11 protein-coding genes, 1 tRNA gene, 1 other RNA gene and 2 pseudogenes are annotated in these 12,817 nt (G+C 58.4%); 9 read left to right on the top strand and 6 right to left on the bottom strand.

What is annotated here, in order from left to right:
- Positions 1–741: 741 nt before the first annotated feature.
- Positions 742–1,727: pseudogene (locus tag MUBE_RS03345) on the bottom strand (dihydrodipicolinate reductase); the annotation flags it as partial.
- Positions 1,728–2,082: 355 nt separating this feature from the next.
- Between MUBE_RS03345 and MUBE_RS03340 the strand changes: the two are divergent.
- The 3 genes and pseudogenes from MUBE_RS03340 to MUBE_RS16945 all read left to right on the top strand — a co-directional run bounded on the left by MUBE_RS03340 (position 2,083) and on the right by MUBE_RS16945 (position 3,156).
- Positions 2,083–2,452: pseudogene (locus tag MUBE_RS03340) on the top strand (hypothetical protein).
- Between the two features lie 382 nt (positions 2,453–2,834).
- Complete coding sequence (locus MUBE_RS16950; protein WP_243632796.1) at positions 2,835–3,044, top strand: Clp protease/crotonase-like domain-containing protein; 210 nt, start codon at positions 2,835–2,837, stop codon at positions 3,042–3,044.
- Positions 2,977–3,156: a hypothetical protein gene (locus tag MUBE_RS16945; RefSeq protein ID WP_243632799.1), complete on the top strand. Its 180-nt coding sequence runs from the start codon at positions 2,977–2,979 to the stop codon at positions 3,154–3,156. The genes MUBE_RS16950 and MUBE_RS16945 overlap by 68 nt, the downstream gene beginning before the upstream one ends.
- 101 nt (positions 3,157–3,257) lie before the next feature.
- On the opposite strand, the gene lucA is transcribed toward MUBE_RS16945, so the two are convergent.
- Positions 3,258–4,010 (bottom strand): lipid uptake coordinator LucA, encoded by a 753-nt coding sequence (lucA, locus tag MUBE_RS03330; protein ID WP_116539465.1) that lies wholly within the window; start codon positions 4,008–4,010, stop codon positions 3,258–3,260.
- Between the two features lie 91 nt (positions 4,011–4,101).
- Positions 4,102–4,187: transfer RNA gene (locus tag MUBE_RS03325), tRNA-Ser, on the bottom strand.
- Between the two features lie 124 nt (positions 4,188–4,311).
- Here MUBE_RS03325 and ffs point away from each other — a divergent pair.
- The 3 genes from ffs to MUBE_RS03310 all read left to right on the top strand — a co-directional run bounded on the left by ffs (position 4,312) and on the right by MUBE_RS03310 (position 7,661).
- Positions 4,312–4,406: signal recognition particle sRNA small type (ffs, locus tag MUBE_RS03320), an RNA gene on the top strand.
- 97 nt (positions 4,407–4,503) lie between these two features.
- On the top strand, positions 4,504–5,808 hold the full coding sequence (locus MUBE_RS03315; protein ID WP_116539464.1) for an aspartate aminotransferase type Ic: 1,305 nt from the start codon (positions 4,504–4,506) through the stop codon (positions 5,806–5,808).
- Between the two features lie 80 nt (positions 5,809–5,888).
- Complete coding sequence (locus tag MUBE_RS03310) at positions 5,889–7,661, top strand: DNA polymerase III subunits gamma/tau (RefSeq protein ID WP_116539463.1); 1,773 nt, start codon at positions 5,889–5,891, stop codon at positions 7,659–7,661.
- A gap of 16 nt (positions 7,662–7,677) precedes the next feature.
- Here the strand turns inward: MUBE_RS03310 and MUBE_RS03305 are convergent, their stop codons facing one another.
- Both MUBE_RS03305 and MUBE_RS03300 read right to left on the bottom strand, forming a co-directional pair.
- Positions 7,678–8,997, bottom strand: coding sequence for a class I SAM-dependent methyltransferase (locus tag MUBE_RS03305; RefSeq protein WP_207801635.1), 1,320 nt, complete (start codon positions 8,995–8,997; stop codon positions 7,678–7,680).
- Positions 8,994–10,373 (bottom strand): FAD-binding oxidoreductase, encoded by a 1,380-nt coding sequence (locus MUBE_RS03300; RefSeq protein WP_116539462.1) that lies wholly within the window; start codon positions 10,371–10,373, stop codon positions 8,994–8,996. The genes MUBE_RS03305 and MUBE_RS03300 overlap by 4 nt, the downstream gene beginning before the upstream one ends.
- Before the next feature lie 89 nt (positions 10,374–10,462).
- Between MUBE_RS03300 and MUBE_RS03295 the strand changes: the two genes are divergently transcribed.
- On the top strand, positions 10,463–10,900 hold the full coding sequence (locus MUBE_RS03295) for an SRPBCC family protein (RefSeq protein WP_116539523.1): 438 nt from the start codon (positions 10,463–10,465) through the stop codon (positions 10,898–10,900).
- 15 nt (positions 10,901–10,915) lie between these two features.
- On the opposite strand, the gene MUBE_RS03290 is transcribed toward MUBE_RS03295, so the two are convergent.
- On the bottom strand, positions 10,916–11,695 hold the full coding sequence (locus MUBE_RS03290; RefSeq protein WP_207801634.1) for an Rv3717 family N-acetylmuramoyl-L-alanine amidase: 780 nt from the start codon (positions 11,693–11,695) through the stop codon (positions 10,916–10,918).
- Positions 11,696–11,792: 97 nt separating this feature from the next.
- Between MUBE_RS03290 and MUBE_RS03285 the strand changes: the two genes are divergently transcribed.
- The gene (locus MUBE_RS03285; RefSeq protein ID WP_116539461.1) at positions 11,793–12,140 is read left to right on the top strand and encodes a YbaB/EbfC family nucleoid-associated protein; all 348 of its coding nucleotides are present in this window, start codon (positions 11,793–11,795) and stop codon (positions 12,138–12,140) included.
- A gap of 11 nt (positions 12,141–12,151) precedes the next feature.
- Entirely contained in the window at positions 12,152–12,763 is a 612-nt protein-coding gene (recR, locus tag MUBE_RS03280; RefSeq protein ID WP_116539460.1) for a recombination mediator RecR, read from the top strand.
- Positions 12,764–12,817: the final 54 nt, after the last annotated feature.

The raw sequence follows: 12,817 nt of genomic DNA, 5'->3' as shown, positions 1-12,817 counted from the left end.
CATGCGTAAGGTGGCCTGTGCGGAGATTGTGTGCCCGCTAAATGGTGACGTTGTGCATCTTGGTCACCCTCTTGCCGACCCTACTGACTCAGATTCTGATGCTGCAGTTGAGCCTGCGAAGTCGGGTATTTAACTTCATAGCACTAAAAGTGGTTGATCTATCGTTTTGGGTGCCCTGGGCACGGCGATTTTTATGGTGTTATCTCGTTGATTCAGAGGGATACACTGCCGCTGGGCGGCGAGATTCCTGCGGCCAATAGTGTTCTGAACGCCCGCGATGCGATATTGGTCTGCGACGGCCGTATCGACCGTAAAAGGTACCTATCCAAAACGTTGGTGTGCTGCCTGACTGGCTAGTAGCGAATTTTCTGGCCAGACCTTAAACACAATGATGCCGATGCCTTTTATCCTGGGCTGTCATGAAGCGTTGATTCCGTTCTTATTCAAAATTTTTGGTAACATCTAACTAGGTGGAATCTTTGGATGGACGGATCCGGAAGTCTGCAGCTCATTCGGCTACCTACACAACAGGCTTTTGACATCTAGGTTTTTCGACATGGAGTCGTTAGTGGGCGTGGCCGTACCGCTGCGCAAGGCGATCGAAATCGCTCGTCACTAAGAACTATGCGAAGTGCCATAGTTTGGTGTGTCTTGCAAAAGTCCGCTCGGCAGCGCATGGTCAGCCCTGGCACGACAGCATCGAAGAGCGAATTGAGGCGCAGGCCAACTTTTTGATATTATGCCGCGCAGAAGTGTCAGTGGTATCTTTATAGCACGTGATAATGTCGGGTGTCGCGGCAACGATGGTCGGGATCGCGTTGATGGCGGGTATCACCGTCACGATGTGCCTGAGCACCGTGAAATCGGTGATGGTCTCGGCATGGAAGTGTGGTGGCGACCGACAGCCGACATTATTCACTACTGTCTGCCGCCCGTCGATCTGATGACCCAACCGTCTTGGTCGATCATCTAGTCTAGCTCGTCTGTGTGCCTTGCCCCACTGGGCGTTGAGCTCCACCACAGATTTGCGCTAACTATTCCCTGTTAGCTTGTAGATACACTGACCACGTGTCCCGTGGCTATCGTCCAGGACTCCTGGTGGTGGTTTGTGCCTATTCGGCTACGTAACGAACCTCGTCGAGCTCGACACCGAGCGTGTCGGCCACCAGCCGTACAGCTTCGCTGAAGATGGCTGTGCCCTGCTCAGTAATCGCCGGCAGCTGCGGATGGTCGATCGGCTGGCCAAATCCCGCGGGCTTCTCTGTGGCCGGTGAGTCTTAGAAAGTTGGTGTTCGCCGGGTGACCTTGTCGACCCGGGTCGACACGAGGGTTAACAGACACGAAGATTAACAGCTTAGCTAAGCCGATGCTGACGCCGGATCCTAAGCTTGTCGAGTCGCCTTTCGTGCAGGCCGGAAGAATCCGGTCGCGACCGTCGCCGAGATTATTTTCGGGGATTAATAAGGGCGCTGTTGTTACCACGTTGATGCCGGAGGACAAGTGATGCGGACCAATTCGTCAACGTCGATCCACATCGGGTGGTACACCACGCAGTCCGATTTGAAGGTGAGCAACGCGTCAACATCATTGGTTGTGGTCACACCCAGCTGTGGTATGCTAGTTAGTCCGTCCGCGTAGCAGCCGGCTTTCTCCGATGATCAAGAATAATACCCGACCAGTCCAAGCGCGGTGTTGGAGACGACCGATTGCAGTAAGCTTTTGCTGATGTTGCCGGTGCTCTATTGCACCACGTGATACCTTTTGATATTGCGCTCAGCATAGAGAATCGGCGGCTTGACTGAGGAACGTTCGCTGCCCGGAGTGCGACTAATCAGCCGCATGTCAGGAAGTTGACGTTCTGGTGCCTCATCGGTATATCGTGCTGCCTAGCCTTGATGCAGATCACCAAGGCCGCATTCAAACTTAGTAGATGGCTGCCGCGAAAAGGTTTTTTTAAGCGTGAGTTGCTGTTGATCCTAATTTGCTTGAAATCAAGCCAGTATGGTACCTCGCTACGGGCGTAGCGTTTCAACCCGTCCTAGCAATGTGGGGTGGTGGGCGCCAGATAGAGGGAGACATCCGATGGTGGGCGTAAAATGGCTGGAAAAGCCTGGGGCACATGATTTTCCGGTGGCGGAGGAGGATTACCTTGGTTTGCTTGCGGACATGCACTCTGTCAGAGAGCTGATGGAGCAGTTGCAGGCCGGAGCCGTTGTGCATAAGCAAGGCCAAAAACATTCTTCGGACAGCACAGCTACGTCTGCTACCTGTTGACAATCCTCACGTTGCGTCGTATCAAGCCAAAATCAGCAAAGGCAAGCTGCTGTCGCCCATCCTGCTGCTCCGTCGTGACTTCACGACAGAGATCGCCGACGGCTGCCATCGAGTGTGCGCGAGTTATTACACCAATGAGAACACCGACATTCCGGTTATCTTCGCTCGCTGGGAATAGTATCGGCTTCCATTCCGGGTAAGGCCGGTAGCCGGGATTGGGCTAGCCAGGCGTAATGTTCTGGAGGGTGTTAAGGATTGAAATCCAAGCGCAGGAACGGTGCGGGTGCTGGCCGTTTCGTCGGGGCCTGTTAACGCCCTCGACGTTGAGTGCTGACCGATGCTATCCGCTAGTTGCAATGTTCGGGTGACGGGGTACTCGTCGTCACCGGTGCTGGCCGGGTGTTCTGCGTTGAAGTCGAGCTCAATCGTATGTTGTCGGGTGGGGTTGGCTACACCGATTGGCCGATACCGGCGCTGTATAACGTGCTTGAGGCCAGTTCTGTTATCCACGGTAGAACGTGGCCACAATCAATGGTGCCGCTATCTCGGGCGGGTGTGTGATGGCCTGTGCGTGCGATCGTAGCCTGTTGAGCTCCGATACGCAGATCGGGGCATCTGAGGTCCGCGTCGGAGTGCCGTTCCCACCGGCCATACTCGATGTGGTGCGTTACGTGTGCGGAGACAGCGCCGAGGAAGTGCTACTTGGCGGCCGTACCTATCGAGGGGCTCGAGGCTGTCACGGTCGGATTTGCCAATCACGTCATCGCTGAAGATCTCGCCGAAGAGCCAGAACTCGGCGAGATTTCGGTCGATGTCTATAGGCGTAAGAAAGCCCAACTGTGGGCTTACTCTGGCCTGGATCTGCGAGGATGGCAGCATTGACCACGAGGTTCGCCAGCTGTGGAAGGCGGACCACACGCGTCTACGCATCGCGAACTCCGTCGAACTGCCGCGGCATCGCGACTTACTGCCTAGTTAGACTGCTATTCCTCGACCGCGATCCTGCCGTGGGTATGTTTGCGCCGATGTGACACTTTGCCGATCGGGCGGCGGTTACGCAGTCCGCGTCGCGGTTGGTTGGTTTCTTCGGCCTTATTGGCCGGGGGCTCGTCAGGTTCTTCCTGCTTTCCCGATGCGGGTGCTGGTTGCGGGTTCTCCGCGGTAACCTCTTCGGCTTGTGTTGGCGTTGCAACCTCTGTGGGCTCGCTAGCCTCGGCTTCTTCGGCATCAGATCCGTCACCCTTGTGACCTTTCCTACGGCGAATACGTCGTCGGCTGGCTTTCTTTGGCTTGATCGGTTTTGGTGGTGGCGGCGGCAGTTCGGCGACGAACGATAGGTAGAAAGCGGCGGAGCCGAGTACCGCGATGGCCGCAGCGGCTCCGTAAATCCCGAACAACCACTGTCCAGCGGCATCGAGGCTAAGCCAGATTTCACCGATTGCGTTGCCCACGATCAATACCCCGGCCAGCACGTGGGCCACTATTGACCAGATCCTGATTGACAGTGCCAGTTGCGGGATGCCGAGCTCGGTCTTGCGGGTATGCAACAGTGTGAACACCACTGGCAGTGCGGCCAGGCCGAACATCACGCCTACCGTGATGCGTAGCGTCGTCCCCAACGTGTGCGTGGTCTCGCCCATCAGCTCCGGCCAGCGGGGTAGCGCAAAGTAGAAGTAGAGGACGCCGGCGCCAATCGAAAATGACCCGTGCCACAGTGTGGCGACCTTGCGCCCCATACCTCTCCTTGTGCTGGTGACTTCAAGCTAGTCCCGAGGCGGACCCGATCCGAACTCCAGAGCTGGTTGTGTCTGAAAGGACGACCGAGTGCGGAGGATGCGGGATTTGAACCCGCGAGGGCTGTCAACCCTACTCGCGTTCCAGGCGAGCGCCATAGGCCACTAGGCGAATCCTCCATGGCCATGGTAACCGCTGGGCCGGGTCGCGTGTGTGGCGGGCCGCCGCCGACCGCACCAACCCAAGTTAGATGCGTGGCTACCCGCTGCGCCGCGCTTGCGATCGCCATGGTAGTAGACTCGCGATGGACCCCGTGCGGCGTCTATCCTGTGAACTCCCCCAGGGCTGGAAGGCAGCAAGGGTCAATGGGCTCTGTCGGGTGCGCGGGGTCCCCATACCTCGGGGGAGAGGGTGCCGCAGCCAGCGATTATGCTCGAGCCTTGCCCAAAACCTGCTTATGCCACACAATGTTCGGCGGCGAAAGGATTCCATTTGGTGTCGTTCGATTCCCTCAGCCCTGACGAGCTTGCAGCCGTAAACGTACGCTACCAGCAAGATTATGCGGAGCTGCAGGCTATGAAGCTGGCTTTGGATCTGACTCGCGGCAAGCCGTCCGCAGAGCAGCTCGATCTGTCCAACCAGCTGTTGCGTTTACCCGGAGACGACTACCGGGACTCTGAGGAAGTAGATACCCGCAACTACGGCGGCCTGCAGGGCCTACTCGGATTACGGGCCATATTCGCGGAGCTGCTCGGCATCCCGACACCTAACCTTATCGCAGGCAATAACTCCAGCCTGGAGTTGATGCACGATCTGGTCGTCTTCTCGATGTTGTACGGCGGTTTGGACTCGGTACGTCCCTGGAAAGACGAAACGCGCGTTAAGTTTCTGTGCCCGGTTCCCGGGTATGATCGACACTTTGCCATTACTGAGACTATGGGCATCGAGATGATTTCGATCCCTATGTGTCACGACGGTCCCGACGTCGATCTGGTCGAAAAGCTAGTCGCCGTCGATCCCGCAGTAAAGGGGATGTGGACGGTACCGGTGTTCGGAAACCCCACCGGCGTTACCTATTCCTGGGAAACGGTGCGTCGGCTCGTTCAGATGCGGACGGCGGCGCCCGACTTCCGATTGTTCTGGGACAACGCGTACGCGGTGCATACGTTGACGCATGACTTCATCCGCCAGGTCGACGTGCTGGGGCTTGCCGCTAAAGCCGGCAATCCGCATCGGCCTTACGTCTTTGCATCCACCTCAAAGATCACCTTCGCCGGTGGTGGTGTCAGTTTCCTGGGCGGATCGTTGGGCAACATCGCCTGGTACCTAAAACACGCGGAGAAGAAGTCGATCGGCCCCGACAAGGTCAACCAGTTGCGGCATCTGCGCTTCTTTGGCGATGCCAACGGGGTCCGTCTGCACATGCTGCGCCACCAGCAGATACTGGCGCCGAAATTCGCGTTAGCACTGGAGATCCTGAAACAGCGGCTTGGCGATTCCAAGATTGCTTCCTGGTCCGAGCCTCAAGGCGGCTACTTCATCAGCCTCGACGTCTTACCCGGAACGGCGCGTCGGACTATTGCTCTGGCCAAAGACGCCGGCATCTTAGTTACCGAGGCGGGTGCGTCATTCCCGCACCGAAAAGATCCGGAGGATAAGAACATCCGGGTAGCGCCGAGTTCTCTGTCGATGTCGGATCTCCGTAACGCGGTCAACGGGCTGGCGACGTGCGCATTGCTGGCGGCTTCCGAGTTGCTACTTAACCCGGTACTAACCTCCTCGACACCGGTCGGGCGTTAGTCAGCGGTTTGGTTTGATTGCCTGCCCCCAGAGGACCCTCCGGGGTCCGCATCGGAACCGGGCCTGAGTAGCCTGCTGACGTGGCTCTGTACCGCAAGTATCGACCGGCAGCCTTCGCCGAGGTGGTGGGGCAAGAGCATGTCACCGAGCCGTTGTCTATCGCTTTGGAAGCCGGCCGAATCAACCATGCCTACCTGTTTTCCGGGCCGCGTGGCTGCGGAAAAACCTCGTCGGCACGAATTCTGGCGCGGTCGCTGAACTGTGTGCACGGTCCTACGGCGGCGCCGTGTGGTGTCTGCGAATCATGCTTGTCGTTGGCGCCCAACGCGCCCGGCAGCATCGACGTGGTGGAGCTCGACGCCGCCAGTCACGGCGGCGTGGACGACACTCGTGAGCTACGTGACCGCGCATTCTACGCGCCGGCCCAGTCACGGTACCGGGTGTTCATCGTCGACGAAGCGCACATGGTGACTACCGCCGGCTTTAACGCGCTGCTCAAGATTGTTGAGGAACCGCCCGACCACTTGATCTTCATCTTCGCCACCACCGAACCGGAGAAGGTGCTGCCGACGATTCGATCGCGTACCCATCACTACCCGTTTCGACTGCTGCCGCCGCGCACCATGCGGGAGTTGATTGGGAGCATCTGTGAGCAGGAGGGCGTCGTTGTCGACGACGCGGTCTACCCCCTAGTCATCCGGGCCGGCGGTGGCTCTCCCCGAGATACGCTGTCGGTGCTGGACCAGTTGATGGCTGGCGCGGAGAGCAATTACGTGACTTACCAGCGGGCGCTGAAGCTGCTAGGTGCCACCGACGTTGGACTGATCGATGACGCTGTCGATGCACTTGGGGCTCAAGATGCGGCCGCGTTGTTCGGTGCTGTTGAGTCGGTGATCGACGCTGGCCACGACCCGCGGCGCTTCGCTACCGATCTGCTAGAGCGATTCCGCGATCTCATCGTGCTGCAGGCGGTTCCTGATGCGACAGCCCGTGGCGTGGTGGATGCGCCGGAGGACGTGTTGGACAGGATGCGAGAGCAAGCGGTCCGAATCGGACCCGCTACGCTGACCCGCTACGCTGAGGTGGTACAAGCCGGGTTGAGAGAGATGCGTGGTGCGACGACGCCACGTTTGCTGCTCGAAGTGGTCTGCGCGCGACTGCTGCTGCCCTCGGCCACGGACGCCGAGTCAGCGCTGTTGCAACGCGTCGAGCGAATCGAGACCCGGCTGGATATGTCACTCCCCGCCGTCTGGACGGCGTGCACGTCTCAGCCAACTCCTCCCGTGCAGGTTGCCCAGTCCAGTCCTCCGCTCCAGCCTTCTCTGGATGCTCGACCTTCCGAACCGGCTTCGCTGCCAGCCGTCGCCGAACCAACCCCTGTCACGGGTGAACCCAATGCGGCCGCGGTACGCACCATGTGGTCGACAGTGCGCGAGAAGGTACGCAGGCGCAGCCGCACCACTGAGGTGATGTTGGCAGGTGCGACCGTCCGCACGGTTGAGGACAACACCTTGGTGTTGACCCACGGATCGGCGCCACTGGCTAAGCGGTTGTCTGAACAGCGCAACGCAGATGTCATTGCCGAAGCACTCAAAGACGCGCTGGGTGTGAACTGGCGGGTGCGATGCGAGGCTGGCGCACCTGTGTCTGCTGTGGGTACACCACTCTCTAGCGAGAGAGTGGCCAAGCTACCCGCTCGAAAGAAAGCGTCGGTTTCTGACGGAGATCCCGCTCAGCAGGACGAAGAAGGAGAGGAAAGTATGCTCGCCGAAGTCGGCAATAGTGACCCAGAAGAGGTTGCGCTCGAACTGTTGCAAAACGAACTGGGTGCCCACTGTATCGATAATGGTTGACTGACATGGCCGACGGCTAAGACGTCCACCAAGGCCGCGACGGAAGGCTGTTGTCACCCCACACCTCGACCTTCGCCGCCAATATGTGATGCAGCTGAAGGTTGTTTCGTTCGAACGCCACCCGCGATGCCGCCATATACAAACCCCAGACTTTGGCGATGGGTAAGCCGACTTCGGCAACCGCGTCGTCCCAGTGCTCGACGAGATTGCGGCACCAGTCGCGCAGCGTCATCGCGTAGTGATGCCGGAAGTTCTCCTCGTGCAGCACTTCCAAACCGACGTCTTGGATCTCAGTGATGATGCGTCCCGAGCCGGTTAGCTCCCCGTCGGGGAAGACGTAGCGGTCGGTGAATCCTCCGGCCAAAGAGGTCGACTTGTTGTCGCTGCGGGTGATGCAGTGATTGAGCAGCAGACCGCCGGTGCATAACTTTGACTTTAGGAAGTTAAAGTAGGCCGGGTAATTTTTGACGCCGATATGCTCAGTCAGCCCGATCGACGACACGGCATTGAACTCCGTCTCGCATACGTTGCGATAGTCGGAATGCCGTACTTGTGCCAGCTCCGCCAACCCTTCGTCGTTTATCGCTTTTTGCGCCCATCTCGCTTGCTCGGCCGACAGTGTCACGCCGATGACCCGGACCCCGCGCCGAGCGGCGTAGCGGACCATGCCGCCCCAGCCGCAGCCGACATCGAGCAGCCGATCGCCGGGCTGTAGCTGCAGTTTTTCGAAAATCAGCCGGTATTTGTTCTCCTGAGCCTCTTCTAACGTTGCCTCGGCGTTTGGGTAGACCGCACAGGTGTAGGTCATTGAGGGTCCGAGCACCCACGTGTAGAACGTGTTGGAGACGTCGTAATGGTGGTGGATGGCCTCGGCGTCACGAGCCTTGCTGTGCAGCAGGCCGTCGGCGATTCGGCGCCACCGGGGCGGTGTCTCCTGTGGCGGTGGTGCGATCGGTAGCAAATGCTCAACACCTAGTGAGCGGACAACACTGGCTAGTACGCGCAATGACGGCCGTTTGAATTGGACTCTGTCGGTCAGTGTTTTGAGCAGCGCGTAAGGATCACCGGGATGGACACCACGGGCTTGCAAGTCACCAGCTACATACGCACGCGCAATACCGAGCTCACCTGGAGCTGTGGCTAAGTAGGTGGCGCCGCGGGGGGTGCATAAATCTAGACCCATTTCGGCATCGTCGTGGCCTGTTGTACTGCCGTCATACGCGGTGAACTTCAGCGGATGTTGCCCAGTTGTTGTCAAGATCGCCAGAACTTCGGCCATGGTCAGTTTGCCGCCGGAAATCTGGGCGAAACGCTCGGGAGATCTGGTTGTGGTCATTGTCGTTGCACCGCCTTCGCATAAAGGTCGAGGAGACGTGAGTCGGGATCGTATATCTTTTTCACGGTGTTGTAGGACTCCGAGCCGTAAAGCTCGTTAAACTCGTCGCGGGTATAAAAGGAGTCGGAATACAACGACTTGTGCCCATCGAGTGCACTGACCTTGGCTTCGATCATGCGGTTGGTCATGCCCTTGGTGGCGCCAGCCGGCACCGAAGACCAGAACCCAATATTGACGTAGCTGCGGTTCGGTTGGATCGGATATAGCGGCCAACTGTTGTGATCACGAAGTCGCAGCGGGCACAACCAGATTGGAGCAATGGGAACGCTGTCTAGGAACCACTCCAAGAACTCGCAAGTCCGTTCAATCGGTACCTCAATGTCTTGCACTACTCGTTCGCGGGGTGGACGGCCATTGCGTGCCTCGATTCGGTCAGCGATGCCCAAGCGTTGGTCGACAGTAAACAGCTTCCAGTAAACGCTACTGCGCCGGAAGCGGCGCGGCCACCAGCGCCGCAATTGCCGGTTTTGGGCGCCAAACGCGCGGGAGCACCAAAACCAGTCGGTGTCCCAGCGCCACACGTAGTCGTGGATTGTCAACCGGTCTTCTTTTACATCGCTATCATGCTGGATCGATTGGTAGTAGATGTGTTGTCCGGTGTAGTCGCTGACCGGTCCCGGGGTTGTGGTCCGCTTACCGATGCATAGGTAACTCTCGTCAGCACTGAACACCACACCGTCGAGATAATCGGCTGGGACGCCGTCTCGTCCGCCGGTGTCGATGATGCGTTCCATTGCCGCAACCATCTCAGTCAACGAGTGAAACCGGATGTGTCGCAGTGCCACAAAGGGTGCGACAGGGTCTAGCGTGATCCGAAGCCGGGTTGAATATCCCAACGTCCCGTAAGAATTGGGGAAGGCGCGGTATAGGTCACAGTGCTGGTCTGCAGATACGGTGAGCAATTCGCCCGTGCCGGTGAGGATATCCATTTCCAACACCGATTCGTGTGGTAGGCCATTGCGAAAAGAGGACGATTCGATGCCCAACCCGGTAACCGCACCGCCGACGGTGATGGTCTTCAGTTGTGGAACCACCAGTGGTGAAAGGCCGTAAGGCAAGGTAGCAGCTACTAGGTCCTCGTAGGTGCACATGCCGGCAACGTCGGCGGTGTGGGCTTCGGTGTCGATACTAATGACACCTGTCAGCCCCGACGCATCCAGGCCAGGTGCATCACGTTTAGCACGGGTGCGGAACAGGTTTGAGGTGGGCTTAGCGAGTCGGACGGGCGACTTGGCAGGGATAGATTGATAGCTCGCCAACAACCGCTCGACACCAGATTTATAGACAGCCAGTGCAGATGCTTGGACAGGCACCACACATACTCTAGTCTACGACCACAGTCCTTGTATCGGCCCCTGTAGTCGAGTGCGGGACGCCGTAATCACGATGGATGGAGTCGCGCCTGATGGGACAGGTAAGCGCAGCTAACACGATCTTGATCAATGTAGACCCCGCGGTCACACTTGCTTCGGTGGCGGACTACCAGAAGATACGCCCGAAGATCCTGTCTTCGCAGTATAGTGAGTATCAGGTGGTGCGGGGTGGCCAAGGGTCGGGTACTGTTGCGAAGTGGAAGTTGTATGCCACTAAGTCACGCGTTCGCGATGTGCAGGTTAACGTTGATGTCGCTGGCCACACCGTCATCGAGAAGGACGCCAATTCGTCGATGGTCATTAGCTGGACGGTGGCTCCTACGGGGTCAGGATCCAGCGTGACGATGAAAACGGCCTGGACTGGTGTGGGCGGTGTCAAAGGCTTTTGTGAAAAGACCTTTGCGCCGCTGGCACTGAAGAAGATCCAGGCTGAGGTTTTGGCTAACCTGAAGAACGCGTTAGAATGTTAGTCTCAGCGGGGGAGTTCAGCGTGCCTGGTCTTGGGTGGCAAGGAAGCTCGTGACGCCGCGAACTACAGCGCCGGCGTATTTTTGTCTGCCTTCGGGTGACTTCATCAACGTCGAGTCGGCTGGATTCTTCATGTTGCCTAACTCAATCAGTATCGACGGATACTGCGACAGATTCAGGCCGGCCAGATCTGAACGCCCATACAGACCACTTTGGCCGATGTAGTTTGCCGGCGGAATGCCCGATGCTTGTAACTGGTCGCGCATGATCCGGGCGAACTTCACCGACGGCCCAGCCTGCATCGGGTTGAGCGGTGGTGCAGAGTAGTTGATGTGAAAGCCCCGACCAGAAGCCGGGCCGCCGTCGCCGTGCAGGCTTACGATCGCATTGGGGTGAAATGCATTGGCCATGTTGGCGCGCGCGTCGACGCAGGGGCCCAGCGCCGTGTCGTTGTCGCGTGATAGAGTGGTCTGTACCCCCAAGGCATTCAATGCGGCGCGTACCAGCAGCGCGGTGTCCCAGGTGAAGGTGTGCTCTTGATAGCCAGTGTTAGTCGACGTGCCACTGGTCTGACAGTCTTTGGTGCCGCCACGACCGGTGGGCACTTGGCGGCTGATGGATGCGTCATTGGAACCGTTGTGGCCGGGGTCGATGAACACCGCCATGCCAGTGATAGTGGGCGGGTTAGCGGGATTGTAAGGATAAGCCGCCGCGGTTGGGATGATTGCCGTCGAGGCCGCGACGAATAAACTCACAATTATTCGAAACCCAACACGGAAGCTAAGTCGTGCGTTCACGGCGCAACGATAGCGTGGTGCGGTCTAGGCTGGGATTTCGAATCGCCTTATCTCCGCAGGCGAAACCAACTCGAGACCAAGATGCGAGGGAACTGTCGTGCAACCCGGAGGCGATATCTCGGCGCTACTCGCTCAGGCGCAGCAGATGCAGCAGAAGTTATTGGACACCCAACAACAACTCGCGAACGCGCAGGTACATGGTCAGGCCGGTGGGGGCTTGGTCAAGGTCGTCGTCAAAGGTAGTGGGGAAGTAGTCAGTGTCGCCATCGATCCCAAGGTTGTCGACCCCGGCGACATTGAGATTTTACAGGACTTGATCGTGAGTGCGATGGCTGATGCTTCCAAGCAAGTCACCAAACTGGCTCAGGAGCGCTTGGGCGCGCTGACCGGTGCTATGCGTCCAACACCTCCGCCAACCCCACCGACTTACATGCCGGGAACCTGACTTGCACCGACATGTTTGAGGGGCCGGTCCAGGATCTGATTGACGAGCTTGGCAAGCTGCCTGGTATCGGGCCTAAAAGCGCGCAGCGCATCGCTTTCCACCTGTTATCGGTTGAACCGCAAGATATCGACCGGTTGACCGCCGTGTTGGCGAAGGTTCGCGATGGCGTGCGGTTCTGTGCAGTGTGCGGCACTGTCTCCGACGACGAGCGATGTAGAATTTGTTCTGATACCCGTAGAGATGCATCTGTGGTGTGCGTTGTCGAGGAGCCGAAAGATGTCCAGGCCGTGGAGCGTACTCGCGAATTCCGCGGACGTTATCATGTGTTGGGTGGTGCGCTTGATCCGCTCTCCGGAATTGGTCCCGATCAGCTGCGTATCCGCGAGCTTCTGAGCCGGATCGGTGAGCGTATCGACGATGTGGACATCACCGAGGTAATCATCGCCACCGACCCCAATACCGAGGGTGAGGCAACTGCTACTTATCTGGTTCGCATGCTGCGTGATATTCCGGGCCTGAACGTGACGCGGCTCGCGTCCGGGCTGCCGATGGGCGGCGACCTGGAGTTCGCCGACGAGCTGACGCTCGGTCGTGCACTGACCGGACGGCGAGCGATGGTCTGACTTCAGTCTTAAGCCTTGAAGTAGAATTATCTGGAGAGATAGGCGACTGCCAGC

Source organism: Mycobacterium uberis, from assembly GCF_003408705.1.
GTDB lineage: Bacteria > Actinomycetota > Actinomycetes > Mycobacteriales > Mycobacteriaceae > Mycobacterium > Mycobacterium uberis.
The sequence above is the reverse complement of the archived record's forward strand: the minus strand, read 5'-3'. Positions and strand labels throughout refer to the sequence as shown.